At 61.8% G+C, this 26,701-nt stretch carries 29 protein-coding genes; 13 read left to right on the top strand and 16 right to left on the bottom strand.

Annotated features, from left to right (window positions below; translation table 11 throughout):
* Positions 1-52: 52 nt before the first annotated feature.
* From MRBLRC7O_RS10580 to MRBLRC7O_RS10565, 4 genes are all read right to left on the bottom strand, one after another.
* Positions 53-1,570, bottom strand: a complete 1,518-nt coding sequence (locus tag MRBLRC7O_RS10580) for a tripartite tricarboxylate transporter permease (RefSeq protein WP_080866416.1) — start codon at positions 1,568-1,570, stop codon at positions 53-55.
* 94 nt (positions 1,571-1,664) lie between these two features.
* Complete coding sequence (locus MRBLRC7O_RS10575; protein WP_080866415.1) at positions 1,665-2,159, bottom strand: tripartite tricarboxylate transporter TctB family protein; 495 nt, start codon at positions 2,157-2,159, stop codon at positions 1,665-1,667.
* Positions 2,156-3,064: a Bug family tripartite tricarboxylate transporter substrate binding protein gene (locus MRBLRC7O_RS10570; RefSeq protein WP_153315970.1), complete on the bottom strand. Its 909-nt coding sequence runs from the start codon at positions 3,062-3,064 to the stop codon at positions 2,156-2,158. Before MRBLRC7O_RS10570 ends, MRBLRC7O_RS10575 begins: the two co-directional genes overlap by 4 nt.
* 492 nt (positions 3,065-3,556) lie before the next feature.
* Complete coding sequence (locus MRBLRC7O_RS10565) at positions 3,557-4,654, bottom strand: ABC transporter substrate-binding protein (RefSeq protein ID WP_371412712.1); 1,098 nt, start codon at positions 4,652-4,654, stop codon at positions 3,557-3,559.
* A 51-nt stretch (positions 4,655-4,705) separates the two neighbouring features.
* Between MRBLRC7O_RS10565 and MRBLRC7O_RS10560 the strand changes: the two genes are divergently transcribed.
* Positions 4,706-5,386, top strand: a complete 681-nt coding sequence (locus MRBLRC7O_RS10560; protein WP_003491888.1) for a response regulator — start codon at positions 4,706-4,708, stop codon at positions 5,384-5,386.
* The gene (locus MRBLRC7O_RS10555) at positions 5,383-6,777 is read left to right on the top strand and encodes a sensor histidine kinase (RefSeq protein WP_080866413.1); all 1,395 of its coding nucleotides are present in this window, start codon (positions 5,383-5,385) and stop codon (positions 6,775-6,777) included. The genes MRBLRC7O_RS10560 and MRBLRC7O_RS10555 overlap by 4 nt, the downstream gene beginning before the upstream one ends.
* 13 nt (positions 6,778-6,790) lie before the next feature.
* Here the strand turns inward: MRBLRC7O_RS10555 and MRBLRC7O_RS10550 are convergent, their stop codons facing one another.
* The 9 genes from MRBLRC7O_RS10550 to hmuQ form a co-directional block, all read right to left on the bottom strand.
* Entirely contained in the window at positions 6,791-7,096 is a 306-nt protein-coding gene (locus MRBLRC7O_RS10550; protein WP_060723677.1) for an addiction module antidote protein, read from the bottom strand.
* Between the two features lie 4 nt (positions 7,097-7,100).
* On the bottom strand, positions 7,101-7,397 hold the full coding sequence (locus MRBLRC7O_RS10545) for a type II toxin-antitoxin system RelE/ParE family toxin (RefSeq protein ID WP_020011654.1): 297 nt from the start codon (positions 7,395-7,397) through the stop codon (positions 7,101-7,103).
* Between the two features lie 45 nt (positions 7,398-7,442).
* Positions 7,443-8,327: a formyltetrahydrofolate deformylase gene (gene purU / locus MRBLRC7O_RS10540; protein WP_004429922.1), complete on the bottom strand. Its 885-nt coding sequence runs from the start codon at positions 8,325-8,327 to the stop codon at positions 7,443-7,445.
* Between the two features lie 206 nt (positions 8,328-8,533).
* Complete coding sequence (locus MRBLRC7O_RS10535) at positions 8,534-9,310, bottom strand: YbaY family lipoprotein (RefSeq protein ID WP_080866412.1); 777 nt, start codon at positions 9,308-9,310, stop codon at positions 8,534-8,536.
* A gap of 93 nt (positions 9,311-9,403) precedes the next feature.
* Positions 9,404-9,646, bottom strand: coding sequence for a helix-turn-helix domain-containing protein (locus MRBLRC7O_RS10530; RefSeq protein ID WP_080866411.1), 243 nt, complete (start codon positions 9,644-9,646; stop codon positions 9,404-9,406).
* A 9-nt stretch (positions 9,647-9,655) separates the two neighbouring features.
* Positions 9,656-10,195 (bottom strand): DUF2975 domain-containing protein, encoded by a 540-nt coding sequence (locus MRBLRC7O_RS10525; RefSeq protein ID WP_004429935.1) that lies wholly within the window; start codon positions 10,193-10,195, stop codon positions 9,656-9,658.
* A 151-nt stretch (positions 10,196-10,346) separates the two neighbouring features.
* Entirely contained in the window at positions 10,347-10,736 is a 390-nt protein-coding gene (locus MRBLRC7O_RS10520) for a hypothetical protein (RefSeq protein ID WP_233282764.1), read from the bottom strand.
* A 184-nt stretch (positions 10,737-10,920) separates the two neighbouring features.
* A complete protein-coding gene (gene hutX, locus MRBLRC7O_RS10515; RefSeq protein WP_020809370.1) occupies positions 10,921-11,445 on the bottom strand; it encodes a heme utilization cystosolic carrier protein HutX in 525 nt (174 codons plus the stop codon).
* A gap of 9 nt (positions 11,446-11,454) precedes the next feature.
* A complete protein-coding gene (hmuQ, locus tag MRBLRC7O_RS10510) occupies positions 11,455-11,802 on the bottom strand; it encodes a heme-degrading protein HmuQ (protein ID WP_020809369.1) in 348 nt (115 codons plus the stop codon).
* 186 nt (positions 11,803-11,988) lie between these two features.
* Here hmuQ and MRBLRC7O_RS10505 point away from each other — a divergent pair, with 186 nt between their 5' ends.
* From MRBLRC7O_RS10505 to MRBLRC7O_RS10495, 3 genes are read left to right on the top strand one after another with little or no spacing between them, the layout of a single operon-like run.
* The gene (locus tag MRBLRC7O_RS10505) at positions 11,989-12,882 is read left to right on the top strand and encodes a heme/hemin ABC transporter substrate-binding protein (RefSeq protein WP_004429960.1); all 894 of its coding nucleotides are present in this window, start codon (positions 11,989-11,991) and stop codon (positions 12,880-12,882) included.
* Complete coding sequence (locus tag MRBLRC7O_RS10500) at positions 12,879-13,967, top strand: FecCD family ABC transporter permease (RefSeq protein ID WP_060723669.1); 1,089 nt, start codon at positions 12,879-12,881, stop codon at positions 13,965-13,967. The genes MRBLRC7O_RS10505 and MRBLRC7O_RS10500 overlap by 4 nt, the downstream gene beginning before the upstream one ends.
* Positions 13,964-14,746 (top strand): heme ABC transporter ATP-binding protein, encoded by a 783-nt coding sequence (locus MRBLRC7O_RS10495; RefSeq protein WP_080866409.1) that lies wholly within the window; start codon positions 13,964-13,966, stop codon positions 14,744-14,746. The genes MRBLRC7O_RS10500 and MRBLRC7O_RS10495 overlap by 4 nt, the downstream gene beginning before the upstream one ends.
* An 8-nt stretch (positions 14,747-14,754) precedes the next feature.
* Here MRBLRC7O_RS10495 and MRBLRC7O_RS10490 read toward each other — a convergent pair whose 3' ends face one another.
* Positions 14,755-15,111: a YbaN family protein gene (locus MRBLRC7O_RS10490; RefSeq protein WP_020809365.1), complete on the bottom strand. Its 357-nt coding sequence runs from the start codon at positions 15,109-15,111 to the stop codon at positions 14,755-14,757.
* A 253-nt stretch (positions 15,112-15,364) separates the two neighbouring features.
* Here MRBLRC7O_RS10490 and MRBLRC7O_RS10485 point away from each other — a divergent pair, with 253 nt between their 5' ends.
* The 5 genes from MRBLRC7O_RS10485 to MRBLRC7O_RS10465 all read left to right on the top strand — a co-directional run bounded on the left by MRBLRC7O_RS10485 (position 15,365) and on the right by MRBLRC7O_RS10465 (position 19,619).
* Positions 15,365-15,760: a VOC family protein gene (locus MRBLRC7O_RS10485; protein WP_004429967.1), complete on the top strand. Its 396-nt coding sequence runs from the start codon at positions 15,365-15,367 to the stop codon at positions 15,758-15,760.
* Between the two features lie 18 nt (positions 15,761-15,778).
* The gene (gene ung / locus MRBLRC7O_RS10480) at positions 15,779-16,492 is read left to right on the top strand and encodes a uracil-DNA glycosylase (protein ID WP_004429969.1); all 714 of its coding nucleotides are present in this window, start codon (positions 15,779-15,781) and stop codon (positions 16,490-16,492) included.
* A 71-nt stretch (positions 16,493-16,563) separates the two neighbouring features.
* The gene (locus tag MRBLRC7O_RS10475; RefSeq protein ID WP_080866408.1) at positions 16,564-17,640 is read left to right on the top strand and encodes a siderophore-interacting protein; all 1,077 of its coding nucleotides are present in this window, start codon (positions 16,564-16,566) and stop codon (positions 17,638-17,640) included.
* 163 nt (positions 17,641-17,803) lie between these two features.
* Positions 17,804-18,748, top strand: coding sequence for a VOC family protein (locus MRBLRC7O_RS10470; RefSeq protein WP_004429973.1), 945 nt, complete (start codon positions 17,804-17,806; stop codon positions 18,746-18,748).
* Positions 18,749-19,004: 256 nt separating this feature from the next.
* Positions 19,005-19,619: an alpha/beta hydrolase gene (locus tag MRBLRC7O_RS10465; RefSeq protein ID WP_080866407.1), complete on the top strand. Its 615-nt coding sequence runs from the start codon at positions 19,005-19,007 to the stop codon at positions 19,617-19,619.
* Between the two features lie 169 nt (positions 19,620-19,788).
* Here MRBLRC7O_RS10465 and MRBLRC7O_RS10460 read toward each other — a convergent pair whose 3' ends face one another.
* Entirely contained in the window at positions 19,789-20,373 is a 585-nt protein-coding gene (locus MRBLRC7O_RS10460) for a transglycosylase SLT domain-containing protein (protein ID WP_004429977.1), read from the bottom strand.
* Between the two features lie 664 nt (positions 20,374-21,037).
* Between MRBLRC7O_RS10460 and MRBLRC7O_RS10455 the strand changes: the two genes are divergently transcribed.
* On the top strand, positions 21,038-21,571 hold the full coding sequence (locus MRBLRC7O_RS10455) for a transglutaminase-like cysteine peptidase (RefSeq protein ID WP_004429979.1): 534 nt from the start codon (positions 21,038-21,040) through the stop codon (positions 21,569-21,571).
* 92 nt (positions 21,572-21,663) lie between these two features.
* On the opposite strand, the gene MRBLRC7O_RS10450 is transcribed toward MRBLRC7O_RS10455, so the two are convergent.
* Positions 21,664-22,551: a DMT family transporter gene (locus MRBLRC7O_RS10450; RefSeq protein ID WP_004429981.1), complete on the bottom strand. Its 888-nt coding sequence runs from the start codon at positions 22,549-22,551 to the stop codon at positions 21,664-21,666.
* A 241-nt stretch (positions 22,552-22,792) separates the two neighbouring features.
* Between MRBLRC7O_RS10450 and MRBLRC7O_RS10445 the strand changes: the two genes are divergently transcribed.
* Both MRBLRC7O_RS10445 and MRBLRC7O_RS10440 read left to right on the top strand, forming a co-directional pair.
* Positions 22,793-24,091: an adenylosuccinate synthase gene (locus MRBLRC7O_RS10445; RefSeq protein ID WP_004429984.1), complete on the top strand. Its 1,299-nt coding sequence runs from the start codon at positions 22,793-22,795 to the stop codon at positions 24,089-24,091.
* A 70-nt stretch (positions 24,092-24,161) separates the two neighbouring features.
* Positions 24,162-26,459: a hypothetical protein gene (locus MRBLRC7O_RS10440; protein WP_367727422.1), complete on the top strand. Its 2,298-nt coding sequence runs from the start codon at positions 24,162-24,164 to the stop codon at positions 26,457-26,459.
* Positions 26,460-26,701 lie beyond the last annotated feature (242 nt).

Here is a 26,701-nt window from a genome sequence, read left to right as displayed (position 1 = left end):
AGCCCCGCATCCGAAGATACGGGGCCAGTTGCCCTGGCAGGTTTCCGGTTTATCAGTCCTCGTTGGCGGCAAGCTGCGCCAGCACCTCGCCGCGGCCGCGAATACGCATGATCAGCGGAATGATGAAGGCGGCTGCCGCGACAAGGAAAAGGCCAACGGCAATCGGTGAGGTGAACAGCACCGTTGGGTCGCCCTGGCCGATGGCGAGCGCGCGGCGCAGCTGCTGTTCCGCAAGCGGGCCGAGGATGAGACCGACCACCGCAGGCGCAATCGGATAACCGAAGATGCGCATGATGTAACCGAGGATACCGAAGGCGAGCAGCATGCCGAGTTCGAACACGGACGGGTTGGCGCCGATGGTGCCGAGCGTCGCGAACAACAGAATACCCGCATAGAGCCATGGCTTCGGAATGGTCAGCAGCTTCACCCACAGGCCGACGAGCGGCAGGTTGAGCACCAGCAGCATCAGGTTGGCGATGAAGAGGCTGGCGATCAGGCCCCAGACCAGCTGCGGATTGGTGGCAAACAGCAGCGGGCCGGGCTGAAGGCCATATTGCTGGAAGCCGGCGAGCATGATGGCGGCCGTCGCCGTTGTCGGCAGGCCGAGCGTCAGCAGCGGCACCAGCGTACCGGCGGCAGACGCGTTGTTGGCGGCTTCCGGACCGGCCACGCCTTCAATGGCGCCATGGCCGAATTCTTCCGGATATTTGGTCAGCTTCTTTTCGGTGGCATAGGACAGGAAGGTGCCGATTTCAGCACCGCCCGCCGGCATGGCGCCGATAGGAAAGCCGATCAGCGTGCCGCGCAGCCAGGCTTTCCAGGAACGCGCCCAGTCCTGCGCGCTCATCCAGACCGAACCCTTGACGGCCTCGACCTTGTCCGGGCCGGTGCTGCCCTGCGCGACGATGAACAGTGTTTCGCCGATGGCGAACATGGCCACCGCAAGCGTCGTTACTTCCACGCCGTCAAGCAGATCGGGAATGCCGAAGCTCATGCGGGTCTGGCCGGTCAGCTGGTCGATGCCGACGATGGCAAGGGCAAAGCCGATGAACAGCGAGGTGAGGCCGCGCAACGCCGAATCCCCGAAGGCGGAGGAAACGGTGACGAAGGCGAGCACCATCAGCGCGAAATATTCACGCGGGCCGAAGACCAGCGCCAGCTTGACGATGTATGGTGCGATAAACGCGAGCGCGATGGTGGCGATGAGGCCGGCGACGAAGGAGCCGATGGCGGCGGTGGCGAGGGCCGGGCCGCCTCTGCCCTTGCGGGCCATCTTGTTGCCTTCGAGCGCGGTGACGATCGAGGCGCTTTCGCCCGGCGTGTTGAGCAGGATCGAGGTGGTCGATCCGCCATACATGCCGCCGTAATAGATGCCGGCGAACATGATGAGCGAGCCAGCGGGATCGAGCCTGTAGGTGACGGGCAGAAGCAGCGCGACGGTCAGCGCCGGCCCGATGCCGGGCAGAACGCCGACGGCGGTGCCGAGTGTGACGCCGATCAGCGCATAGAGCAGGTTCATGGGTTGGGCGGCAACCTCAAGACCGTGCAGCAGGAATTCAAAGGTACTCATGGACAGATGTCCCCCTGTCGGGCGGAACGGCTGGCGTATGCGTCATCGCGCGCCTGCGGTTTCCTGTGATCTCGAATTTTGGTCGGAATGGCCGTCAGAAGAACAGCCGTTCCAGAGGCCCGGCGGGCAGCGAAAGCTGCAGCAGCCGCGCGAAAATAAACCAGATGACGAAGCTCAGGGCGATGCCGATGGGGATCGAATACCAGAGCTTGCGTTTGCCGAAGGCGCGCGCCGTGAAGGCAAAAAGCAGGCCGGTGGCAATGGAGAAACCCGCCACCTTCAGCAGCAGCATCTGCGCGGCAAGACCGGCGACAACCCAGATAACAGGGGCAATTTCCTGCCTGTCGCGTTCGGGAAAATCGCCGCGCCATGCTTCGATGGCCGTCCAGAGCGCCAGGCCGATGAGACAGAAGCCGATGGCGTAAGGCACGGTTGCCGGGCCGACCGGCGAATAACCGGTGACGTTGGCGAGACGGGCGCTGTCCCAGAAGATCACGCTTGCGATGAGGACGAGGAAGATGGCGATCGCCAGCGCCGCCCAGTCAGGGCGGCGCTTTTGATGCTCAGAAGGGTTGGAACCCTGGCTCATTTTACCAGTCCGATGTCTTTGAGGATGGCGGCGGTGGCGTCGGTATCCTTGGCGAGCTGCGCCTTGAATTCGTCACCGGCAAGATAGGTGTCCATCCAGCTCTTGGTCTTCAGGGTTTCCTGCCACTTGGCGGATTTCACCAGCTTCTCGATGTCCGCATTAACGGCCTTTTCCTGTTCCGGCGTCAGGCCGGGAGGAGCGGCGACCATGCGCCAGTTCTGGACGACGACATCAAGGCCGCTTTCCTTCAAGGTCGGTGCGTCGACACCTTCCAGCTTCTCTTCGCTGGAAACCGCGAGCAGGCGCAGCGTGCCGGCCTTCACCTGGCTTTCGAATTCGCCGTAGCTCGAAATGCCGGCCGTTACCTGCGAACCGAGGATCGAGGCAAGCGCTTCGCCGCCGCCGGAGTAAGCGATGTAGTTGATCTTGGTCGGATCGACGCCGGCCGCCTTGGCGATCAGGCCAACGGCGATATGGTCGGTGCCGCCGGCGGAACCGCCGCCCCAGGAAACGCTGCCCGGGTCCTTCTTGAGCTGGTCGACGAGGTCGCCGATGGTCTTCAGCGGCGAGGATGCCGGAACGACGATGGCTTCATATTCACCGGTCAGGCGGGCGATCGGCGTCACTTCCTTGAGGGTGACGGGCGCATTGTTGGTGAGGATCGCGCCGACCATCACGTAACCGCCGACGATGAGGGCGTTCGGGTTGCCCTTCTGCTGGCTGGCGAACTGCGCAAGACCGATGGTGCCGCCGGCGCCCGGTACGTTCTGTACCTGAACGCTCTTGGAAATGCCTTCTTCCTGCAGCACCGTCTGCAGCGAGCGCGCGGTCTGGTCCCAGCCGCCGCCGGGATTGGCCGGGGCAATGATGGTATAATCCGCTGCAGTGGCCGGAAGAGCGATCATGCCCGCCAGAAATGTGCCGATAAGAAAATGTTTCACGTAGAAAACCCTCCTCAGGATGCCCTTTTTGGGCGTCGTTTTTCGTTTATGCGGGGGGCTTTCAGGACGCGTCTGTGCCAGCGCTGAATAGTCAGCGTGTGCCTTGGCAATCGTCCTGGATTTCCTCCCGCATCTTCTTCCGCCTCCACGGAATGAAGAAGGATTGCAGAGCATCACAAAAAGCTGTCATCTAACTGACGCTACGCAAGTCCTTGCTCATTTACTCTCTATTAATTTCCGTCGGGCGTCTACTGTGGCGTGTGTGGGCGACTTTGTTTTGCGCTTTTGAAGCTTGCTCCACCCTCATTCCCGTGCCTGTCACGGGAATCCAGCCGATGCGCGTCGGCGCGGCGGAAGGACTCCTTTCAGCCCAAGGACTTGGGCTGGCTGGATCCCTGTGACAAGCACAGGGATGAGGGAGAGTTACGGCACCCGGATTGGTTTGCGGGCGCAACCCTACTGCGACCTCAACGCCTCGTTCCAGCGCTCGATCAGGCGGCTGCGTTTCACCTGATCCAGATAGACCATCAGGCCGGGGCTGACGGGAACCGGGCGCAATTGTGCGCCGTGGATGGCCTGCATGGTATTGGCGGTGTTTTCGCCCGCCACCTCAGGGCTGACGGCGGGAATCTGCAATTGCCGGGCCATGATCGTCTGGCCTTCCTTGGACATGAAGAACTCGAGATAACGACGCCCGAGCGCCGGGTTGGCGGCGGCTTCCGGCACCAGCCCGATACGCGACATGACCACGGTATAGTCTTTCGGCAGCACGATGCCGACATCGGGGTGGCGCGAGGCCCAGTCGGCCGCATAAGAGCCAAGAATGTTGTATCCCAGCACGAAGCGGCCGTCGGAGACCCGCTCCAGAATGGCGGAGGAGGTGGAGTAGACCTTCACGCCCGCCGCGCCCATGGCCTTGATGACGTTCCATATATCGCCGAACTGCTCCTGATCGCGTGACATGAACAGGAAGCCGACGCCGGAGCGTTCGATGTCGTAAGTTGCGATGCGGCCATGCACTTGCCTGGCGTGGCGTTCGAGATAATCGACAAATTCGGCGCGGGTGGCGGGCGGCTTTTCCGTGGTGAAGCTCGGCTTGTGATAGACGAAGACCGCCGGCTCGAAGGTCAGCGCATAGGCGGTGTTGCGCCAGTTCGCCCAGGCAGGCCAGCGGGCGCTCATGGCAAGATCGGAGCGCTGCGCATAACCGTCATTGCTCAACTTCACCTGCAGATCCATGGCGGAGGAAAAGGCGAAATCGGCGGTCTTCTTGCCCGCATCGGTTTCTTTTACGATGCGGTCGTAGATTTCGCCGGTCAGCATATCCTCATAATGGACGGCAATATCGGGATTGGCCTTCTGGAAACCTTCAATCATCGGCGTCGCCAGAGGCTCATCGAGCGAGGAATAGACCACCAGCGTTTCCGCACCCGCCTTGCCTGATGGGGCGGGAAAAATGGCGACCTGCGCAAGCGCGGGCGAGGCCATGCAAAGACAGAGGCAGAGAAAAAGGCAGATACGCATGGAAAAGATCATGCCGCACGCGCTTGCCATTCACAAGCGGCAAGGGCTTGGTTAAATTCGGCGGATTGCGGGAGGGAAGATTTGCGTATTTTGCTGGTCGAGGACAATCAGGTGCTGTCGGAAGGGCTTTCCGCACTTCTGCGCGGCAGCGGTTATGCGGTGGACGTGGTTTCCGATGGCGCTTCCGCCGATGCGGCGATTGCAGCGGAAAGTTTCGACCTCGTCATTCTCGATCTCAACCTGCCGGAAATGGATGGCATCGAGGTGCTGCGCTCCATGCGTTCGCGCCAGGACAAGGCGGCGGTGCTGATCCTGACGGCGCGCGGTACGCCGGAAGAAAAGGTCAAGGGGCTCGATCTCGGCGCCGACGACTACATGATCAAGCCGTTCGACATCACGGAATTCGAGGCCCGTGTGCGGGTGCTGCTGCGCCGCAATGCCGGCTTGCGTTCCTCCGCCCTCAGTTTCGGCAAGGTGCTTTTCGATCTCAATTCCCGCACCTTTTCCGCAGATGGGCGTCCGCTCGATATTCCGGCGCGCGAGGTGGCGCTGCTTGAGGTGCTGTTCATGCGGGCCGGCAAGGTTGTCGCCAAGGAGGCGATCGTGCAGTCGCTGACCGGCTTCGACGACGATATTTCCGCCAATGCCATCGAGCAATATGTCAGCCGCCTGCGCAAGCGGCTCGCGCCCCACGGGCTGACGGTTAAGACGGCACGCGGCATCGGCTATTATCTGGAAAAGCTGCCGGAGATGGCTGAATGATACAGGCCGCCTATTCGCTCAGGCGGCGACTTCTAGGCTGGCTTCTCATCTCCACCGCCATTATCGGCTGCGTTGCGCTCACCGATACATGGCGGGAGGCGGTCAACACCGCCAATGTCGTCTCCGATCGCGTGCTCTCTGGTTCGGCTCTGGCCATTGCCGAGCGGGTGGTGGTGGCAGAAGACGGCTCGCTGGAAGTCGACATTCCCTATGTCGCGCTGGAGATGTTGACATCGGCGGCGCAGGACCGGGTATTTTACCGCGTCGATGGGCCGAACGGGCAATTCCTCACGGGTTACCAGAACCTGCCGACCGTTGCGAACCCGGCGGGTGATACGCCCGCCTATCGCGATGCCGTGTTCCGCGATGAACCGATCCGCATCGCTGCTATCAGGCGTTTCGCCTCCACCGGCATCAATTCCGTGCCCTTTTCCGTCACCGTTGCCGAAACCACGATTGCCCGCAGCCAGCTGGCGCAGGCGATCATCCTGCGGTCTGCGCTCCGCCTGCTCCTGATGATCGTGGGGGCTGCGATCATCGTCTGGATCGCGGTGACGATTTCGCTCCGGCCGCTTTACCGGCTCAGCGAAGCCATTGCCGAGCGCAGCCCGAACGACCTGCACCCCATCCGCCAATCCGTGCCGGTGGAGGTGGAAAATCTGGTTGAGACGGTCAATTCCTTTATGGTGCGGCTGCAATCGGCGCTCGATGCGCTCCGGCATTTCACCGGCAATGCCAGCCATCAGCTGCGCACGCCGCTCGCCATCATCAGCACCCAGCTGGCCCTTTCCGCCCGCGCCGCAAGCCTTGAAGAGGCGCAGGCGGCGGCGCTGAAGGGCGGCGCTTCGGTGGCGCATGCCGAACATATCCTTGCCCAGCTGCTGCGCATGGCCAATATCGATGCCGCCGGTTCGAGCGAAAAACATGATTTTTCCGCGATAGACCTGGTGGCCGTCGCGCAGAACGTAACCGCCGATTTCGTGCCGCGCGCGGCCGACGCCGGCATCGATCTCGGTTTCGAAGGCGAGGGCGAAGCGACAATTCCCGCCGAGCCGCTCCTCATCGGCGAACTGATCGGCAATCTCGTTTCCAATGCCATCAATTATGCCGGGCGCGGGGCGGAAGTCACCGTGCGCGTTGGCAAGGAGACGGGCGCTGTCTGGCTGGAAGTGGAAGATAACGGCCCCGGCATACCCCCGGAAAAACGCGCCATGGTGCGCCAGCGCTTCGCCCGCGGCGAAGCCAACGCTGCCCCCGGCGCCGGCCTCGGCCTTGCGATCATCGAGGAGATCGCCGGGCTGTTCGGCGGGCGACTGACGCTGGAGGACGGCGCGGGCGGGCGCGGGTTGAGGGCGCGGGTGGTGTTTGGTGGCGTGGAAAAGGCGCCGTAGCCCGCCGGGTTTATCAGGCGGCCGTGTCTGCAGGCGGTTTCGCCACCAGCGAGAGCCTGTAGCCCAGCGCGTCGGCGACCTTGGCAATCGTCGCCAGTTCCGGATTTCCCTCGCCGCTCAGCGCCTTGTACAAGGTCTGGCGGGGAAGGCCGGTTTGTCTCGAAAGGTCAGTCATACCCTTGGCCCGCGCCACGACGCCCAGCGCATGGGCGAGCTCCTGTGCATCGCCGCTCTCTGTGGCGTCGGCGATGTAAGCGGCAAGCGCTTCGTCACTATCAAGGTAGCGGGCAGCATCGTAATCGCGTGTCACAAGTGGCATGGTCTCACTCCTTGAGCGCTCTGGCCAGTTTCTTGGCTCTGGCTATGTCGCGGGGTTGCGATGCCTTGTCGCCGCCACACAGCAATATGATGACGACATCGCCGTGCCGGACAAAATAGACCCGATATCCGGGTCCAAGGTCGATCCTGAGTTCGCTGACGCCTTCGCCAACCGGTTTCACGTCTCCGGGATTGCCGTCCGCCAGCCGGTAAATGCGGCGTGCGATGCGGGCGCGCGCCTGCACATCGCGCAGACCCGCCAGCCAGTCGGCAAACTCGCTTGTTTCCCGGATCGTGAGCATGGTGCAATGTAAACTGTGGTTGTCATTTCGTCAATGACGAAGGTTTCACCCCATCCGCTCCGAAGCATAGCTGCCGGGGCTCGGCGGGAAGACGACCGTGCGGTTGCCGTTGATGAAGGTGCGGTGGTGGATATGGGCGTGGATGGCGCGAGCCAGCACCTGGCTTTCCACGTCGCGGCCAAGCGAGACATAGTCGTCGGCCGATTGTGCATGGGTGATGCGCACCGTGTCCTGCTCGATGATCGGGCCTTCGTCGAGATCGGCGGTGACGTAATGCGCCGTTGCGCCGATAAGCTTCACGCCGCGCTCATAGGCCTGCTTGTAGGGGTTTGCGCCCTTGAAGCTCGGCAGGAAGGAGTGGTGGATGTTGATGATCTTGCCCGACATCTTGCGGCAGAGGTCATCGGACAGAACCTGCATGTAACGGGCCAGCACCACGAGTTCCGTGCCGCTCGTTTCGACCAGGTCCATCAGCTGCGCTTCGGCCTTCGGCTTGTTCTCCTTCGTCACCTTGATGTGGTGGAAGGGAATGTCGTGGTTGACCACCACTTTCTGGTAATCGAAATGGTTGGAGACGACGCCGACGATATCGATCGGCAGCGCGCCGATCTTCCAGCGATAGAGGAGGTCATTGAGGCAATGGCCGAAACGCGACACCATCAGCATTGCCTTCATGCGCTGGCCGTCCGGGTAGATCTCCGCCTCCATGCCGAATTTTTTCGCCACCGGCTGAAAGCCTTCGGTGATGGCCTCAAGGGAGGCGCCTTCTTCCGAAATGAAGGAAACGCGCATGAAGAACTTGCCGGTCTCGAGGTCGTCGAACTGCGAACTGTCGACGATGTTGCAGCCCTTTTCCGCCAGATAACCGGAAATCGCGGCGACGATGCCACGGGTCGATTTGCAGGCTACGGTCAGAACATAGGATGTCATTCGTTTTCCCTCAAAGACTTCACGCCGGCATCGGCCGGCACAGTTCGGCGCGTTCCATAGCGCAGCTTGGCGGCGGAGCAAAGCGCCAAGGCGACGTAGCCAAAGTCATAGGGCGGGAAACGGGCGCGCGCCGTGCCGGAAGCGACATGGAATGTTCCATGGCCAGCACGGCGGCGTCGGCTGTTTCAGTGCTGCCGTTGCTGGCCTCAGGCGCGGCGCAGGCGCATGGCCGGGCGGCCGCGGCCGTCGATCAGTTCCAGCGTGCCGCGACGCGGTTCCAGCCGGAAGGAGCGCGCGCCTTCCAGAGCTTCGATGAACTGCCGCTCCTGGCGCATGATGTCGGGCGCGCAGGCCATCTGGGTGGAGATCATCCGGCCGAAATCGACGCGGTTGCGGCTGATCTTCACCTCGCCGCCGATGCCGTTACAGCCGGCATTGCCGGAAACGCGGCCCTCGCGGGTAATTTCCAGTGTCGCCTGGCGGCGGCCGCGAATCCGTTCGCCGCGGATCTCCTGCACCAGCCAGCGTCCGTCGATGCCGGCTTCCGGCTCCGGCCTGCCCGGACCCGCGCCGACACGCTCCAGCACGAGATCGGTATCGTCGCGACCGCCGGTCAGGACGGAGTAACGGCGGGTGGTGGTGAAGAGCAGCCGGTCGCGGTCGCGGATTTCGGCGCTCAGCGCATAGGAGCGGCGGCCACGGATGTCGCGGTCGTCATAACGCAGCACGAAGGGCACCGGCACCTGGCCACGCGGGCGGATGGTGGTTTCGGCAATCGTCTGCGACGGGGCATCCGCCAGCGAAACATCGATCAGGCGCACGGTGACGGTCGCGCCCGGCGGCAGGGCGATGCGCTCGCGATAGGAGACGCTGCCACGCAGACTTGCCGGCGCGGCAGCCGCACCACTTGCCGCAAACAGCGGCGCAAGCGCGACAAGCCCGGCGAAACTGCGGCGCGAAAGAAGAGGTCGGTGGTCGGTCATGGTGCTTGCTCCGTGCTGGTTCCGTTCGAATTTCAACGGATGATAGAAAACGGCACTGAACGGGCGATGAACCGACGGGACTGCCCGTCGCTTTCAGGTTTCGTCCGTCACCTCCTCGGTGACGACAGAGGGGCCGTGCCTGTATTCGAGAAGGTCTCCGGGCTGGCAGTCCAGCGCCTCGCAGATCTTTTCGAGGGTTTCGAAGCGCACGCCTTTCGCCCTGCCGGATTTCAGGATTGAAAGATTCTGTTCGGTAATGCCGATACGGGCCGCGAGCTCCTTTGATCGCATCTTCCGTTTTGCAAGCATGACATCCAGATTGACGATGATCGGCACGGTCGTTTCCTAGATGAATTCGCGGTTTTCGTCGGCGATGCGCGTCGCTTCCCCCAGCACCCAGCCAACGACAATCATCAACCCGCCGGCAAAGCCCACAAGCATCTGCGTGCTCTCAAAAGAAAAGGAGATGCTCGGAACGGGATTGCCCACCGTCAGCAGAAAGGAAGCAGAGCCGGTCATGACGATCTGCGCCGGCAGCAATGCGGCAAGCGCGACACCGACCTGGATCAGCCTTTTGCCTGACGTCTGCGTAAAGACCTCGCCCCTTTCGAAAAGCCGGAAAAGAAGGACGGCAAACCAGAGCCCGCTAAGCACGGCCAGAAGCGGCAGAAGCCCGACGACAAAACCGGTGACACGCACGGCGTCGGTGAGCAGGTAAGGTGTGGCAGGCGGCAGGATCTGCCCTTCAATCACCGTCCGCAGGGTTTCCGTATCGGCCCATATGGCGACATAAGCGGCGATGAGGGTGCCTGCAAAAACGAAGGAAAGCCATATCAGGATACGGCTGACACGGGCGATGCGGCGGCTGATGGATGGGTCTGTCATCAGGTGATCCGGTGGTTTTTGCTCTTCAATTCCTGTAAGACGATAAATTTATAACGTCAATCGAGACCGCAGGCCATCTTGCTGGGCTGATGATGCCGCTCATGCCTGCCGGCGGGCGCGCTTTGCATCCCACCGGCACACGAAAAAGGGGTCAGGGGGCTTCCATGTCGATATTGGCGATCTGGCCGCGCGTGTTGAGAATGAGCGACCAGCGCATCTGGCCCTTTTCGAAGGTGACCTTGAATCTGTGAAGATCACCCGCCTCGGTCGCCTGTCTTCCGAGATATTGCATGGCCGTCACCTTGCCACGGCGTCTGATTTCATCCGAAACCGCGCCCGCATTGGCCCGGACATCGGCGACGATGTCATCTTCGAAGCGCGAGAGGTTGAGGTTGCCGCTGCGTGCTTCCTCGAGAACGGTTCTGAGTGTGCGTTCCGCGGAGGCCGGGTCCTGACCGCCCGCTGCCTGCGCGGGGAGTGAGACAAGGCAGGCCTGCAGCACCACGCTCACCACGGCGGCGGTGAATAATTTCTTCATCATCGAGGTTCCTTTTTCAAATGACGGCTGGATCGGCCGACGGCGGCCAATCTCAATCAGGAACATCGATTTTTCAACATTTTTTATCGTAAAACGATAATTATTTATTTTGAAGCAGTTTCATTCCGCCGGTGGATAATCGACCTCGGAAGAGGCTGCCACTTTGCCGTGGCAGCCCTGCGCCTGCTCAGCCGCGGAAACCGTTCCGCAGCGCTTCGAACTTCGCGAGTTGCCCGGCCAGCAGTTCCTTGTTCTCGTCGCGGCGGACGAAAATCTTGAACATGGCGCCGCCGGCGGCGTTCATGAACCAGACGGAACAGGAGCGACGACCGTGGAAGCCGCGATCGACGAAGGTGATGCCGGCGCAATTGTCCTTCTTGATGTGACCACCGATGGGGCTGTCGCCGTGGATGTTGAACCAGCCATGGCTTTCGCTGCCTTCCGGCAGGTGGCCGGGCACTTCCAGCACGATGTCGCCGGTCTGCACGATCATCAGGACTTCGCCCCATCCGCGCATCTCGTTCCAGATGGCGTCGAACTGGTCGGCGGCGGCGGAAACGGCCGCACCTTCGGGCAGGATCGCCAGGATTTCGGCAGGCGTCACCTCGGCCTTGGCGGCAATGGCCTCCACGATGCCATCGGGCTTTTCGGCAAGGGCTGATGCGGCGCGGGCCTGCCTGTCGTCATCGGTCTTCTGGGCTGCAATGCTCATCTGATGGCCTCAGGCGGCAATCGAACGGCGGTCGCCATTCTTGTCTTCATGGATGATGACGTCGAAGCCTTCGAAATGCGGGCCGGAGAGATATTCCACCTTTCCGCGGTTTTCGCCGGCCTTGGCGTGGGCGGCGCGGAACTGTTCGGATTTCGTCCAGGCAAGGAAGTCATCCTTGGTGGCCCAGACGGTGTGCGAGGCGTAAAGCGTATGGTCGTCCGCCTTCGGGCCTTTCAGCATGTGAAATTCGATATAGCCCGGCAGTTCGCTGAGGTGCGATTTGCGCTCGCGCCAGATGGATTCGAAGGTGTCTTCATAACCCGGCACGACACGAAAGCGGTTCATTGCGATAAACATGAAAGTCTCCCTTTAAGTTTCCTGTTTCAGTCAGGATATCCGGCCCGGATGGGGTTGGGAAGGGGTTCACGACAAAGCGAACAAATTTACTCCACTTATCGATTGCGCGGTGTATAAACATGTGTAAAGAACTCAAGATTAGTGGCGCGGGCAAACCGGCGCCGGGTCGTGTTTCAGGATAACGCCATGTTGAATTCCCGCCTTCGTTCCTTCGTTCTCGCCGCCCTCGTGCCCGCCGCAATCACCTTTGCCGCGCCGGCTGCCATGGCTTCGGACAAGGGTAATCCGGAGGCGAAACGCATCGTCGCAGTGGGCGGCACGGTGACGGAAATCCTTTATGCGCTGGGTGCAGGAGATCGTATCGTGGCGCGCGATAGCACCAGCAGCTATCCGGCCGATGCGCTCGCCAAGCCTGACATCGGTTACATGCGAGCGCTGTCGTCGGAAGGCATCCTGTCGCAGAAGCCGGATCTCATTCTTTCGGAAGACGGCTCCGGCCCGGCCGATGTCATCGCCATCCTGAAGGCAAGTGCCGTGCCTTTCGTCACCGTCGATACGCCGCCGAGCGGCGATGCCATTCCCAAGAAGATCGAGGATGTCGGCGCGGCCGTGGGTCTCTCGGACAAGGCGAAGGCGCTGGCTGCCGAGACCAGGGCTGGGCTCGATGCACTCGCCAAGGATGTCTCCGCCATCCCGGAAAAGGGCAGGAAGCGTGTTCTCTTCGTGCTCTCCACCGCCGGCGGCCGCATCATGGCGGCGGGCAAGGATACCGAAGCGGCGGCGATCATCGAAATGGCGGGCGGTATCAATGCGGCTCAGGAGATCACGGGTTACAAGCCGCTGACGGATGAGGCGGTCATTGCTGCGGCACCCGACGTGGTGCTGACCATGGCGCGCGGCGACCACGCCGCCAAGGCGGATGAGACTTTCGCGCTTCCCGCTTTCCAGTCCACGCCTGCCGCCGCAAGCAAGGCTCTCATCAGCATGGATGGGCTTTATCTCATCGGTTTCGGCCCGCGCACGCCTGCAGCAGGTCGCGAGTTGGCAAACAAGCTCTACCCTGACGTGGTGAAGCCGTGAGCCTTGCGATCTTGAGTTCCACCGAGGGCGGCGTTGCCGGCGACAGATCCCGCCAGGGGGTTGTCGCCCTTGCCGTGCTCGTCGGCATCCTGCTGTTTGCCTGTGGCGTGTCGCTTGTCAGCGGACCCACGGGCGTCGGCATTTCAGAACTCATTGCCTATCTTACCGGCGGCGCGGATCAGCTTGATGCGCGCGACAGGATCATTCTCGAGGCCGTGCGCCTGCCGCGCACCGCGCTCGGCATGTTGATCGGCGCCGGGCTTGCCGTTTCAGGGGCGATGATGCAGGGCCTGTTCCGCAATCCATTGGCCGATCCCGGCATTGTCGGCGTCACCTCGGGTGCGGCGCTGTTTGCGGTCGCGGCGATTTCCCTTGGGGAAGGCGCGCTTGCCACGGTGGCGGTGTTTTTCGGCCCGCATTTCCTGCCCATCATGGCATTCTTCGGCGGGCTGCTGAACACCTGGGTGCTTTACCTGATCGCCACCAAGGACGGCGCGACCTCCACCACCACGCTCATTCTTGCCGGCATTGCGGTGGCGGCAATCAGCGGCGCGCTGACCGGGTTGATGATTTTCGTGGCGGATGACCGGGCGCTGCGCGACATCACCTTCTGGTCGCTCGGTTCGCTCGGCGGTGCAACGCCCGCCAAGGTGCTCGCGACCCTGCCTTTCATCATCGTCGTTCTCGCCATCATTCCCTTCGTTGCCCGCGGGCTCGATGCGCTGATCCTCGGGGATGCGGCCGCCTTTCACATGGGCATTCCGGTGCAGCGGCTAAAACGGATCGTCATTCTGGCCGTTGCCGCCGCCTGCGGGGCGAGTGTGGCGGCGGCCGGTTCCATCGGCTTCGTCGGCATCGTCGTGCCGCATCTGCTTCGCCTTGCCATTGGCCCGTCGCACCGCTTTTTGCTGCCGGCGTCGGCACTTGGCGGGGCGGCGCTTCTGCTGCTGGCCGACAGTTTCGCCCGCACGGTGGCCGCACCTGCGGAACTGCCGATCGGCGTCGTCACGGCGCTCATCGGCGCGCCGGTCTTCCTGTTCCTGCTCTTGGGACGCGGCGGCTTTTCCATGCGGAACATGTCATGATCCGGGCCGAAAACCTCACCCTCATCCGCTCCGGCCGCCGGCTGCTCGACACGGTCAGCGTCGATCTGAAGCCCGGCAAGGTCAATGTCATCATCGGCCCCAACGGTGCCGGCAAATCCACGCTGATGAAGGTTCTCTCGGGCGAGATGCGCGCCGAGAGCGGCTCGGTGGCCTATAATGACATCGACCTGCCGGCCTTCACGCCGGTCCAGCTTGCGCGTCTCAGAGCCGTGCTGCCGCAGAGCACCCAGCTTGCTTTTCCTTTCACGGCGCTCGAAATCGTGCGCATGGGGGCTGTCGCACAGGGGTCGCGCGCGCCGGAAGAGCAGGCCCGCCGGGCGCTTGCCAAGGCCGGGCTGCGCGGTTTCGAGCAGCGGTCCTACAACATGCTCTCAGGCGGCGAGCAGCAGCGGGTGCAGTTTGCCCGGGCGCTGGCGCAGGTGCCTTTTCCGGTGGAAAATGGTGAGGCGCGGGCGCTCTTCCTCGACGAGCCGACGGCCAGCCTCGATATCGGCCACCAGATCGCCGTGCTGGAAACGGCGCGCGACTTTGCAAGCGGCGGTGGGTTGGTGCTCGCCATCCTGCACGATCTCAATCTTGCGGCGGAATTTGCCGATCAACTTATCGTCATGCATGGCGGCCGGGTGACGGCGAGCGGTCCTTCGCTGGAAACGATCAGCGACGAGACCATCGCCAGGGTCTATGGCATTGGCGGCGTCGTCGGCCGGTTGCCCGCGCGGCATATTCCCTACGTGCTGCCGCAGTCGCGGCATCGTTAGGAGCGCTCTTAGCTTTCCGGGCGCGTGGCGATGAAGAGCGCAGAGCCCAGCATGACGGCGGCGACGATGGCTGCCCGTAGCGGCGGCGGCTCGCTCAGAAACCAGAAAGCGGCGTAGCTGACGGACATGGCCGAAAGCGCCGCGATCTTGGCGTTGCGGGCGATAGCGCCGCGTTCGCGCCATCGCTGCAGGGAAGGGCCGAATCTGGGGTGGGCCAGCAGCCACGCCTCGAGTTTTGGCGAAGAGCGCGAAAAACACCAGAGCGCCAGAAGCAGGAACGGCGTGGTGGGCAAAACGGGAAGAAACGCGCCGACAATGCCGGTCGCGACCATTAGCCAGCCAAGACAGAGGTATAAAAGGCGCATGCCTAGCCGGTATCATGAGTTCAGCACTCAGGATAGAGCGGCGGGCCCAAAACCATGCGGTCCCGTTGCCGCAGGTTCCGGCCGCACCTGAAAAACCAAGGGGTTTTTGCCATCACATTTGCCGTGATCGGGCCGCTACGTCCTGTCGCAGAGTGCCTTTAGGGTTGAAAGCGCGACGCTCAGTCTTTATCCCCTTGGGCCGCGATGCCCGGAGCATAACCGGGCCGTCAACAGGAAGAAGAAGGAAAACACCATGGCCAAGCTGATCCACTCGATGGTCCGGGTGCTGGACGAAAAGCGTTCGGTGGAATTTTACAAACAGGCTTTCGGCCTTGAAATTGCGGAACGCGCCGAGTTCGAGAATTTCACGCTGATCTATCTCAGCAATGCCGAGGGCGATTTCGAGCTGGAACTGACCGTCAACCGTGGCCGCGAAGTGCCCTATGCGCTGGGCGACGGTTATGGCCACCTTGCTGTCAGCGTTGCCGATGTGGACGCCGAACACCAGCGCTTCATCGAGGTGGGCCTTTCTCCCGGCAAGATCATCGAGGCCGATTATAAGGGCCAGCCTTTCGCAAAATACTTTTTCATCTGCGATCCCGATGGTTACAAGATCGAAGTGCTGCAGCGCGGCAACCGGTTCAAATAAGCTCTGATGGAGGCGGGCATGGCAGAGGCAGGCGTCAAACTCGAAGACAGCTGGAAGCGCGTTCTTTCCGGCGAATTCGCCAGCCCCTACATGCTCAAGCTGAAAGAGTTCCTGCTTGCCGAAAAGACCGCCGGCAAGCGCATCTTCCCGAAGGGCGCGGAATATTTCCGCGCTCTCGATCTCACGCCTCTCGATGAGGTGAAGGTCGTCATTTTGGGTCAGGATCCCTATCACGGGCTTGGCCAGGCGCATGGGCTGTGCTTTTCCGTCCAGCCAGGCGTGCGCATTCCGCCCTCGCTCGTCAATATCTACAAGGAATTGCAGAGCGATCTCGGCATTCGCCCGGTGGGTCACGGCTTTCTGGAAAGCTGGGCGAAACAGGGCGTGCTTCTGCTCAACAGCGTGCTGACGGTGGAAGAGTCCCGCGCCGCCTCGCATCAGGGGCAGGGCTGGGAAAAATTCACCGACGCCGTCATCCGCGCTGTCAACGACGAATGCGACCATGTCGTCTTCCTGCTCTGGGGCTCCTATGCCCAGAAGAAGGCGGCCTTCGTGGACCAGCGCAAGCACCTCGTGCTGCGCTCGCCGCATCCGTCCCCGCTTTCGGCCCATAACGGCTTTTTCGGCAATGGCCATTTTTCCAAGGCAAACGCCTTTCTCGTCTCCCATGGCCGCCAGCCGATCGACTGGCAATTGCCTGAAACGGCGGGCAGTGACAAAAACCTTCTCTAGATACTCATAAAATGTCTTTACGCTTTGCGGTTGTCGGGATTAAAGATAACCGGACTACAAAGTGAAGGATTATGCCCGTGTCTCTCCTGTCTGCCGAAACCTCCGTCTCGCTGTCCGATCCGCTGTCGATCGTCGATGCTTTTGAGGATCGTTTTTCCGAGCATATGGAGATGGAACGCGACGGTGCGACAGTGCGGTTCAAGACCGAATATGGCCATGGCAGCTTCAGCGCCGAAGGCGGCCATTTCGCTGCAAGGGTCAGCTGCATTTCCGAACATATATTGATGTCGGTAAAGGCCATGGTGGCCGAGCATATCGTCGAATTTTCCGGCGAGACGGGGCTGGATTTCCGCTGGAGCGGCCATGGCGCGCAGCAGCGTGAACTGCCCAATCTTTTCGTCGGCAAGGTCGCCCGCGCCTATAATCTGACACCGCATATGCGCCGGCTGGTGGTATCGGTCGAAAGCGGCATCGAAAGGCTGCTGACCGGCGGCATGCATGTGCGCCTGCTTCTGGTGCCGGATCAGGCCCGCGCACCGGTCTGGCCTTATCTTGCGCCCACCGGGGCGATCGTCTGGCCGGCGGGCGATGATCTTCTCACACGGCGCGTCTACACCATCCGTTCTGGCGATATCGCGCGTGGTGAAGTCGATATCGACTTCGTCATGCATGAGGGCGACCACATGCCGGGCGCGACCTTCGGTGCGACGGCGAAGCCCGGCGATGTTCTCGGCATCATCGGCCCGAGCGGTGTTTGCCCGGAAGCCGAGCGTTATGTCTTCGCCGGTGACGAGACGGCGCTGCCGGTGATGCTGCGCATGGCAGCCGAAATGCCGGCCGGGAAAAAGCTCAACGTCTATGCTGAAGTCGATGACGAAGCCGAGCGGCAGGAGATCGTCTGCGCGGCGAATGTCGAGTGGACATGGCTTTATCGCCGCGGCAAACCCGCCGGCACCGCCGGCCTCATTGAAAAGGCGTTGCGCGACCATGCCTGGAGCGCGGATCATGAAGGCCTGCACGTCTTTGTCGCCTGCGAAAAATCCGAGGCGAGGGCGGCAAAATCCTTCCTCACCGACGAGATTTCTTTCCCGAAAGCGTCGCTGCGCGCCGTCGGCTACTGGACCCTGGGCGTTGCCGACGATCATTGAACTGCCCCATCGGGCTCGTTGAACAGTCGGTTTTATCGTTCACCATTCGGGAACAATCCGTTCCCGTTGTCCACTCTATGCCTGAGAGCGCTGTTACCCCATCTTTACGCCATGAACAGGGCAGGCCCAACCATGAGGCTCGCCAGGCAAAAAGGGGTTTATCATGCTCAACCAGATCAAGGGCCTGCACCACGTCACGTCGATGGCGGCGAGCGCGCGTCAGAACAACAGTTTTTTCACCGATACGCTCGGCCTGCGCCGGGTGAAGAAGACGGTCAATTTCGACGCGCCTGACGTCTATCACCTGTATTATGGTGATGAAGTCGGCACGCCCGGCTCCGTCATGACCTATTTCCCGTTCCCGCATATCGCTCGTGGCCGTCCCGGCACCGGTGAAGTGGGCACGACGCTGTTTTCCGTTCCCGAGGGATCGCTCGGCTACTGGCAGGACCGTCTTTCCAAGGCCGGCGTGGATGGCCTGAAGGCCGATGAAGCCTTTGGCAACAAGCGCCTGCATTTCGCAGGTCCCGATGGAGACGGTTTTGCGCTGGTTGAAGTCAGGGACGACAATCGTGCGCAGTGGATCGGCAACGGCGTCGGCGCGGATCAGGCGATCCACGGCTTTCAGGGTGCCTCGTTGCGACTTCGCGATGAAGGTGCGACGGCCGAGCTATTGAAATTCATGGGCTATCAGGAAGTGGATCGCCAGGACGGCGTTCTGCGCCTCGGTATGCCCGGCGGTAACGGTGCTGACTTTATCGACATCGAAACCATGCCGAATATCTCTGGCGCGCGGTTGGGTGCAGGGTCCGTGCACCACATCGCCTTTGCGGTCGAAAACCGCGAAAAGCAGCTGGAGGTGCGCAAAGCGCTGATGGATACCGGCTATCAGGTGACGCCTGTCATCGACCGCGATTATTTCTGGGCGATCTATTTCCGCACCCCGGGCGGCGTGCTGTTCGAGGTGGCCACCAACGAGCCCGGTTTCGACCGCGACGAGGACACCGCCCATCTCGGCGAGGCGCTGAAGCTGCCGACCCAGCATGCGCATCTGCGCTCCGTGCTGGAAGAGCATCTGGAGCCGCTGGGCGACGAGAAGGCGGTTTAACCGCTCGATAGCGTTTGGCAGGACATTGCCACGTATTTCTTCTCCCCGTTTGGGGAGAAGGTGGCCCGAAGGGTCGGATGAGGAGGCAACGTCAGCTACAGACCGCACCCTTGCCCCCTTCATCCCGCTGCCGCGACCTTCTCCCCGGCGGGGAGAAGAAACAAGCCGCATCCGTTTGCTCCATCTGATCGCTCCGCCTGGCCGAAGAGGCCGCGCGGAAGCCGTTGAATCTCCTCCTTTCAGAAAGGATTCTCCCATGACCAAGGACAGCTATTTCCACAAATCCCGCGCCGGCGTTGCGAGTGCTCCGCTTTTCGTCTTGCTGCACGGCACCGGCGGTGATGAAAACCAGTTCTTCGATTTCGGCTCGCGTCTGTTGCCTGAGGCCACCATTCTCTCGCCGGTCGGCGATGTTTCCGAACACGGCGCGGCGCGGTTTTTCCGGCGTACGGGCGAGGGCGTCTACGACATGGCCGACCTTCAGCGCGCAACCGAAAAGCTCGCCGATTTCGTCAAGGCGAACCGGGAGCATTATCAGGCCGGTCCGGTCATCGGCCTCGGTTTTTCCAATGGCGCGAATATTCTTGCCAATGTGCTGATCGAACAGCCCGAGCTTTTCGACGCTGCGGTGCTGATGCATCCGCTCATCCCGTTCGAGCCGAAGATCTCCCCCGCCAAAGCCACGCGCCGGGTGCTGATCACGGCCGGTGAACGCGATCCGATTTGCCCGGTGCCGCTGACGAAGGCGCTGGAACAGAGCCTCAAGGCGCAGGGCGGCACGGTGGAAACCGTGTGGCACCCGGGCGGGCATGAAATCCGCTCCGGCGAGATCGATGCGGTCAGGGGTTTTCTGGCGGTTTACGGGGCGTAAAGTGCGCCGCTACTATCGGCTTTCCCCCTCAGGTGGGGAACTCAGGCGCATGTCAGTTTCCTGACAAAGTGTCGCATAAACTCGACGTCATCCTCGGGCTTGATCCGAGGATGACGGAGGAGAGGTTTGGGCACTAGCAACCGCAGGCTGGGCTATTCCCGCCCCAGCCTCAGCGATATCCACATTGCTGCAGCTGCGCCTCGTAACGCATCGCCATGTTGGCGGAGCGGCGGGCGGCCTTCTGGACCGCGGAATTGTTGCGCCAGCTGCCCTTCGCATAACCGCCATGGCCGGAATAATAAGCGAGGTAGAGATTGTAGGGGTCGTTCAGCGAAATGCCGTTTTCGCGACGGCTCTTGGCGTGATACCAGCCGACGAAGTGGATGGCGTCGGTGAAATCGGTGCGGCTTGCCGACCAGCGGCCTGTTTCACGCTGGTAAACACTCCATGTGCCATCAAGCGCCTGCGCGTAACCATAGGCCGTAGACTGGCGTTTCCACGGAATAAAACCGAGAAGCTTGGTGCGGGGCGGCCGCGCATAGGGGCGGAAGGCGGATTCGGTGTAGATCGTCGCCATCATGACAGGCACGGGCACGCCGAACTCCCGCTCGGCCGCTTTCGCGTCGCGCCGCCAATTGTTGAAGATGCCGTTCCGCTGCTCGAAAATCGCACAGGCATTGGTCACCTGCGACGGTGCGGTGGCGCAGCCGGCGAGAACGAGCATCAGGAAAACAACGGCAGATACGCCACGCATAACGGAACCCTTTCGTTCCGCTATTCTTAAATTGCTAACCATTAACGTCGGGTTTTAAGACAAGGTTAATTCAAATGCCGCCGATCAAGGGCCTGTTAACCCGCTGAAAATTCCTGTGTCCGGGATGGGGCGAAACCGCCTCCCGAGCGCCTTTTTCAAGATGCGTTTATCCCCGCGCATCCCCGGTCCCGCCGGCCCGGCTATACTCGGCCCATCCCGGTCATCAGGCGTGCGCGCGGCGCAGGATGGGCGGGGCAGGCGGCCGAAACCGGGGAGTTTCCCGATGTCACGGTTGAGGCGGCCGGCATATGCCCATCCTCCAAACAGGAACCGGTTTGGCGGGCGGGTCATATGTGAAGCCGGGGCCGCATCGTCTGCAAAACCCTGCACTACCCTTTGATACCCCCCGCAGCGATGCGGCCCCTTTATCGCTTCCCGACGTTGCCCCGGAATTCGCGGCAACGATACCGGCGCATATTCGAAAAAAAGCGTTCTCTGTACAAAAATGAAAACCGATAAAATTGTAGCAATCGGCTTAAAGCGGCTGAAAACAGTCGTGTGCCATTGTGGGATCACAGACGGGGAGCGGCCTTTGAAAGAGACGCTTCCACGAAACAGAAATCGAGACCGGCACAAGCCGGCGGATCGCAAAACGGGGTATGAAATGCTGAAGAAGATTATTGCTGCCGCCATCTGCGGAATTGCCGTTGCTTCCATGTCCACCCATGCCGATGCGGCCGGTGCTGCCGGTTTTGCCCGTGGTTTTGCCGCCGTCGAGAAGTCCGCCGTGACACAGATCGGCATTTCCGCGCCGGGCGGTTTTGATGGCTGCGTTCTTTCCGCTGGCCAATGCGTTTCCACCATCGCCGCGCCGCTGACCGGCGAGCGCCGCGAGGAACTGCTGCGCGTCAACCGCGATGTGAACGCCACAATGGGCGCGCTCGATGATTATTTTTCCGGTTTTGCCGCCGATGTTCCGGCAACGCCGTCGTTAAGCCTTGGCGATTGCGGTGATTGCGCCGGGATCAAGCGTGCTGCGCTCGCCGGCGCCGGCTGGTCTTCGAGCGCCCTGCGCCTTGCCTTTTCGCTGAACAATGACGGATCGCTCGAAAAAGTGCTGATCGTTACCACCGACAAGGGCGATATCGTCCTCGGCAACGCCGTCCTTTCTCCGGCTGAGCGCGAAACCGCGCTCTGACCTCTCGTTTGAGCATCGGAAACAGTTTTCGATCCGATGCTCCATTCTTTCATGCCTGCCAGACTACGCCGGTTTTCCTGACCCGTATGGGTTCAGGAAACCGGCGATTTTTTTCGTTCCGCCACGGCAATGCCGGCCAGCGCCATGATGAGCGCCATGATCTGATAGGTGTGCAGGGTTTCGCTGAGCACGAAGACGGACAGCAACGTGCCGAAGACGGGCACGAGGTTGATGAAGAGGCCGGCGCGGTTGGCGCCGATCTGTTCCACACCCTTGATGTAGAGGATCTGCGCGATGAGCGACGCAAAAATGGCGGCATAGACCACCAGCACCCAGCCCTTTTGATCCGGCCAGATGACGCTGTCGCGCGACATTTCCCAGAAAACCAGCGGGACGGAGGTGAGAAGGGCAAAAAAGGCGGGGATGGCCATCAGCGTGCGCCAGTCAACCGTGGGTTTCCAGCGCAGAATGACGGTGTAGATGGCATAGACCAGAACCGCGAGCAGCATGACGGCGTCGCCGGCATTCATTTCCAGCTGCAGCAGCGAGACCGGATCGCCATGCGAGGCGAGCAGCGCCACGCCTGAAATGGTGAGGCAGAAACCGGCGATCTGGCCGAACAGCACGCGGGTGCGGAACAGGATGAAGTTCAGCACGAAGATAACCATGGGAATGCCGGCCTGGATGACGGCGGCGTTGATGGCCGAGGTGTGCTGCAGGGCCGTGTAGAGAAACACGTTGAAGGCTGTGTAACCGACGCTGCCGAGCACGAGGAAATAGGGCAGGCGCTTTTTCACCACCGGCCAGTCCTTGATGAGCTGCGGCACGGAAATGGCGAAGATGATGGCGACGGCAAAGACCCAGCGCAGGAAGGTGAAGGCCATGGGGCTGATGTGGCCGACGGCGAGCTTGCCGGCAACGGTGTTGCCGCCCCAGCAGAGCGTGGCGATGATGAGGGCGATATAGGCTTTGGAGGGCACGCTGATGTTTCGCTTCTTCACGGGGCGGGAAAACGGCTAAGGGGTGAATGGCGGTCTTGCGCCCGCGCTTGGCCCCCACGGGGCGAGATAATGCGGGAAATCCGCGCCTTGTCACGGAAAAAGCAAAATTCTCCATAAGAAACAGGGTCGCTTTCCGTAAAACAACACAGTATACATTCGCGGGTTTGGGTTTCCCATCGGGTTATCGGGCGCGCAAGCGCCATGAGCAGGAAAGCAAGAAATGACGAATGTTGTGGTGGTCGGCTCGCAATGGGGCGACGAAGGCAAAGGCAAGATTGTCGACTGGCTGTCCGAGCGGGCAGATGTCGTCGTACGGTATCAGGGCGGTCATAATGCCGGCCATACACTTGTCATCGACGGTGTCAGCTACAAGCTTTCGCTTCTGCCGTCCGGCGTCGTGCGTCCCGGCAAGCTTGCCGTCATCGGCAATGGCGTCGTCGTTGATCCGCATGCGCTGATCGCTGAAATCGGCCGTCTGGAAGCGCAGGGCGTCAAGGTGACACCGGAAAACCTGCGTATCGCCGACAATGCCACCCTCATTCTTTCGCTGCACCGCGAGCTGGACGGTATGCGCGAAGACGCCGCCTCCAACAGCGGCACCAAGATCGGCACCACCCGCCGCGGCATCGGCCCGGCCTATGAAGACAAGGTTGGCCGTCGCGCCATCCGCGTCATGGATCTCGCCGACATGGAGGCGCTTTCCGCCAAGGTCGATCGTATCCTGACGCATCACAATGCGCTTCGTCGTGGTTTCGGCGCGGCCGAAGTCTCGCATGAGACGATTATGGAAGAGCTGGGCTCTATCGCCGAGCGCATCCTGCCGTTCAGCGAAACCGTGTGGCTGCTGCTCGACAAGAAGCGCCGCGCCGGTGCGCGCATCCTGTTTGAAGGTGCGCAGGGCTCGCTGCTCGATATCGACCATGGCACATACCCTTATGTGACCTCTTCCAACACGGTTGCCGGCCAGGCCGCTGCCGGTTCGGGCATGGGGCCGGGTTCGCTGGGTTACATTCTCGGCATCACCAAGGCTTACACCACCCGTGTTGGCGAAGGCCCGTTCCCGACCGAACTGAATGACGAGATCGGCCAGTTCCTGGGCGAAAAGGGTCATGAATTCGGCACCGTCACCGGCCGCAAGCGCCGCTGCGGCTGGTTCGACGCCGCACTGGTGCGCCAGTCGGTCGCCACCAATGGTATTACCGGCATCGCACTCACCAAGCTTGACGTTCTCGACGGTCTCGACGAGCTGAAAATCTGCGTCGGCTACAAGCTCGACGGCCAGGAAATCGATCATCTTCCGGCAAGCCAGGGCGCGCAGGCGCGCGTCGAGCCGATCTACGTCACGCTGGAAGGCTGGAAAGAATCTACCGTCGGTGCCCGAAAATGGGCGGATTTGCCTGCTCAGGCAATCAAATATGTCCGTCAGGTCGAGGAATTGATCGGGGCGCCTGTCGCGCTTCTGTCGACAAGTCCGGAGCGTGACGACACCATACTTGTGACTGATCCGTTTGAGGATTAATGTCCTCGGCGATCTAGATTCATAAACCATATCGGGCCGGTACGTCGCCGGTCACGACGAGAAAGTGCTTATGGCGGATTTTGTAGCAGTCATTCGCAAGGCCGTGGATGGCTTGGCGAACAATACTCCCGAAAACCGGGCGAAGGTTTACGACAAGGCGCGCAGTGCGGTTGTGCGCCAACTCGAGAATATGAAGCCACGTCCGCCGGAAGAATTGTTGCGCCGGCAGATCGCCAAGCTGGACGCCGCCATTGCCGAGGTCGACAGCGAATATGCCGAGGCGCTTCCCGCGCTTGAGGATGATGACGCTATCTCCCCGGCAGCCGAAGAGACGGCGGCATCCTACTACCAGCAGGATGCTGCCGACGCAGACGAGGCCCGCGCCGCCGAACCTGTGGAACAGGCTGAGCAGGAAGAGGAACGGCACGAGCCGGTCTATGAAGAGCCCGCACCCGCCGAGCCTGCACAGCCGGAGCCGGTTTACGAAGAACCGGCCGAAGAGGAAGAGCCCCGGCACGTCGAAGCCGTTGCCGATGAGGAGCAGCGTCACGGCGAACACGAGCCGGAAGAGCTTTATGATGCGCCGGAAACGGTTCATGCCGCTCCGGCCCCGGCACACGTTTCCGACGAGGCCGTTGGCACCTATTTCACGCGGGCGGATGAAGAGCCGGCTCAACAGCCGGAGCCTGAAACGGCGCCCGGCCCCGCCGATGATTCCGTTCCTTCCCATTGGGCACAGCCGGTGGATGAGGATGACTGGCGCAAGCTCGATGAAGCGCGGGATGACGATCTGCGTCCGGCCGCCGAGGAATATGAAGAGGTTCGCAACGAGACCGACGAACGTCCGCTCGTTGCCGGTTACGCTGCGCAGCATTACCAGGAACCGGAAGTAAGCTTCGAGCCGGCCCCTTACGAAGACGATGAGCGTCGCGAGGCGGACGACCATTTGGGCCCTGCCGCCGTGGAGCACGCGCCCGCCTTTGGTGGTCGGCACGATTTTGACGAACATCGCCAGACGGAAGAGCAGGCTCCGAAAAAGACAGCCGTGGTCGAGGATTTCTCGTCTTACTTCCAGGATGCGGATATTGCCATTCCCGCCAAGGACGCGCCGGCGCTGCCGCGCGCGGATAACGATCCCTTCGGTGATCAGGCCGCGGCAAAGGACAATAAGGAACGCACACCCTGGGACGATCTGGACGAGCTGATCGGTTATGACGGCGCGTCGCCGTCCACCCGTCAGGCTTCGGACGAAACGAATGGCGTGGGCGCTGCCGCCGCGACGCCCGCCTATATGGTCAAGAAGAAGCCGCGCCGCAACTATGCGCCGCTGGTGCTTGCCCTTGTCGGCGTGGCGCTGCTTGCCGGCGGCGGTTATGCCGTGTGGATGAACCGCGATGCGCTGAACGATATGGTCGGCGGGCTGGTCAGTTCCGCACAGAACGGCGGCAACACCCAGACCTCTTCGAACGGCACGGGCGAGGCGCAGACGCCGACACCGCCGGCGACCCAGCCGCCGCCCGCCACCGGGCAGCAGCCGACAACCCCGACCAACCATCAGACCCCGACCCATGGTGATGACGGCTCCGTCACCGGCACCAAGTTTACCCAGCGGCTTCTGGCCGATGGCACCGAGCGTGACGAGGGACCTGCCGCCGGTGCGAACGGCCAGCCGGTGACGGCCGAAGGCCAGTCGGTCTATGAGCAGAATGTCGCGCCGCCGCCCGCGGGCGAGGCTCCGGCCAATAATGCCGGTGCGCCCGCCGGAACCCCGGCTGGCACGCCGCCGGCACAGCAGCCTGCCGCTGCCGCCACCGGCGACCGCATGTTCCTTTATGAGGAAGTGCTGGGCCAGACGGTGCCGACCGCCATTCAGGGCAGTGTTTCCTGGTCGCTGCAGCAGGAAAGTGACGGCGAAGGCAAACCTTCGCCCACCGTGCAGGGCCAGATCACGGTTCCCGGCCGTGGCCTCAGCGCGCTCATCACCTTCAAGCGCAATACCGATCCGTCGCTGCCGGCGAGCCATCTGATCGAGATCGTCTTCTCGGTTTCGCCCGGCTTCGAAGGCGGCGCCATCGACAGCGTCCAGCGCATTGCGATGAAGAGCACCGAGCAGGATCGCGGCAACGCGCTGATCGCGGTTCCGGCCAAGATCACCGATGATTTCCACATGATCGCGCTCAACGACTTCCCGGATGCGATGAAGACCAATCTGGAGCTTCTGAAGAGCCGCAACTGGATCGATATTCCGGTGTCGTATCGTAATGGCCGGCGTGCGCTGCTGACCCTGCAAAAGGGCAATGACGGCATCGCCGCCTTCGACAAGGCGCTCAGCGAATGGGCGGCGGCAGCGCCGGCGACCGGACAGTGATGATTTAAGGGCGGCTCAGGCCGCCCTTAACATTTCAACATATCCAAGCACTGGCTTATTGCCCGGCGAGATTCCCTCTTCCGTCATACCGGCCTTGAGCCGGTATCCAGCCAGCCCTAGCCCTTGGGCTGAAAGGACTCTTCTCGCCGCGCGGACGCGCGTCGGCTGGATTCCGGCTCAAGGCCGGTATGACGGTCGATGGGTTGTCATGGTGAGGACTCAACGGTTGGCAAGGGGCGTTT

Source organism: Agrobacterium radiobacter (genome assembly GCF_040801995.1).
Taxonomy (GTDB): domain Bacteria; phylum Pseudomonadota; class Alphaproteobacteria; order Rhizobiales; family Rhizobiaceae; genus Agrobacterium; species Agrobacterium radiobacter.
This window is presented reverse-complemented; position numbering and strand designations above follow the sequence as displayed.

Coding starts and splice junctions, on each gene's coding strand:
- MRBLRC7O_RS10550 (WP_060723677.1), bottom strand. CDS start 7,096: ATGCCACTTGTGACACGCGATTACGATGCTGCCCGCTACCTTGATAGT.
- MRBLRC7O_RS10475 (WP_080866408.1), top strand. CDS start 16,564: ATGCCCGTGTCTCTCCTGTCTGCCGAAACCTCCGTCTCGCTGTCCGAT.
- MRBLRC7O_RS10555 (WP_080866413.1), top strand. CDS start 5,383: ATGATACAGGCCGCCTATTCGCTCAGGCGGCGACTTCTAGGCTGGCTT.
- MRBLRC7O_RS10545 (WP_020011654.1), bottom strand. CDS start 7,397: ATGCTCACGATCCGGGAAACAAGCGAGTTTGCCGACTGGCTGGCGGGT.
- MRBLRC7O_RS10440 (WP_367727422.1), top strand. CDS start 24,162: ATGGCGGATTTTGTAGCAGTCATTCGCAAGGCCGTGGATGGCTTGGCG.
- MRBLRC7O_RS10535 (WP_080866412.1), bottom strand. CDS start 9,310: ATGACCGACCACCGACCTCTTCTTTCGCGCCGCAGTTTCGCCGGGCTT.
- MRBLRC7O_RS10580 (WP_080866416.1), bottom strand. CDS start 1,570: ATGAGTACCTTTGAATTCCTGCTGCACGGTCTTGAGGTTGCCGCCCAA.
- MRBLRC7O_RS10490 (WP_020809365.1), bottom strand. CDS start 15,111: ATGCGCCTTTTATACCTCTGTCTTGGCTGGCTAATGGTCGCGACCGGC.
- MRBLRC7O_RS10525 (WP_004429935.1), bottom strand. CDS start 10,195: ATGACAGACCCATCCATCAGCCGCCGCATCGCCCGTGTCAGCCGTATC.
- MRBLRC7O_RS10455 (WP_004429979.1), top strand. CDS start 21,038: ATGCTGAAGAAGATTATTGCTGCCGCCATCTGCGGAATTGCCGTTGCT.
- hmuQ (WP_020809369.1), bottom strand. CDS start 11,802: ATGTTTATCGCAATGAACCGCTTTCGTGTCGTGCCGGGTTATGAAGAC.
- purU (WP_004429922.1), bottom strand. CDS start 8,327: ATGACATCCTATGTTCTGACCGTAGCCTGCAAATCGACCCGTGGCATC.
- MRBLRC7O_RS10505 (WP_004429960.1), top strand. CDS start 11,989: ATGTTGAATTCCCGCCTTCGTTCCTTCGTTCTCGCCGCCCTCGTGCCC.
- MRBLRC7O_RS10445 (WP_004429984.1), top strand. CDS start 22,793: ATGACGAATGTTGTGGTGGTCGGCTCGCAATGGGGCGACGAAGGCAAA.
- MRBLRC7O_RS10575 (WP_080866415.1), bottom strand. CDS start 2,159: ATGAGCCAGGGTTCCAACCCTTCTGAGCATCAAAAGCGCCGCCCTGAC.
- MRBLRC7O_RS10460 (WP_004429977.1), bottom strand. CDS start 20,373: ATGCGTGGCGTATCTGCCGTTGTTTTCCTGATGCTCGTTCTCGCCGGC.
- MRBLRC7O_RS10520 (WP_233282764.1), bottom strand. CDS start 10,736: ATGATGAAGAAATTATTCACCGCCGCCGTGGTGAGCGTGGTGCTGCAG.
- MRBLRC7O_RS10495 (WP_080866409.1), top strand. CDS start 13,964: ATGATCCGGGCCGAAAACCTCACCCTCATCCGCTCCGGCCGCCGGCTG.
- MRBLRC7O_RS10565 (WP_371412712.1), bottom strand. CDS start 4,654: ATGGCAAGCGCGTGCGGCATGATCTTTTCCATGCGTATCTGCCTTTTT.
- MRBLRC7O_RS10485 (WP_004429967.1), top strand. CDS start 15,365: ATGGCCAAGCTGATCCACTCGATGGTCCGGGTGCTGGACGAAAAGCGT.
- hutX (WP_020809370.1), bottom strand. CDS start 11,445: ATGAGCATTGCAGCCCAGAAGACCGATGACGACAGGCAGGCCCGCGCC.
- MRBLRC7O_RS10465 (WP_080866407.1), top strand. CDS start 19,005: ATGACCAAGGACAGCTATTTCCACAAATCCCGCGCCGGCGTTGCGAGT.
- MRBLRC7O_RS10570 (WP_153315970.1), bottom strand. CDS start 3,064: ATGATCGCTCTTCCGGCCACTGCAGCGGATTATACCATCATTGCCCCG.
- MRBLRC7O_RS10470 (WP_004429973.1), top strand. CDS start 17,804: ATGCTCAACCAGATCAAGGGCCTGCACCACGTCACGTCGATGGCGGCG.
- ung (WP_004429969.1), top strand. CDS start 15,779: ATGGCAGAGGCAGGCGTCAAACTCGAAGACAGCTGGAAGCGCGTTCTT.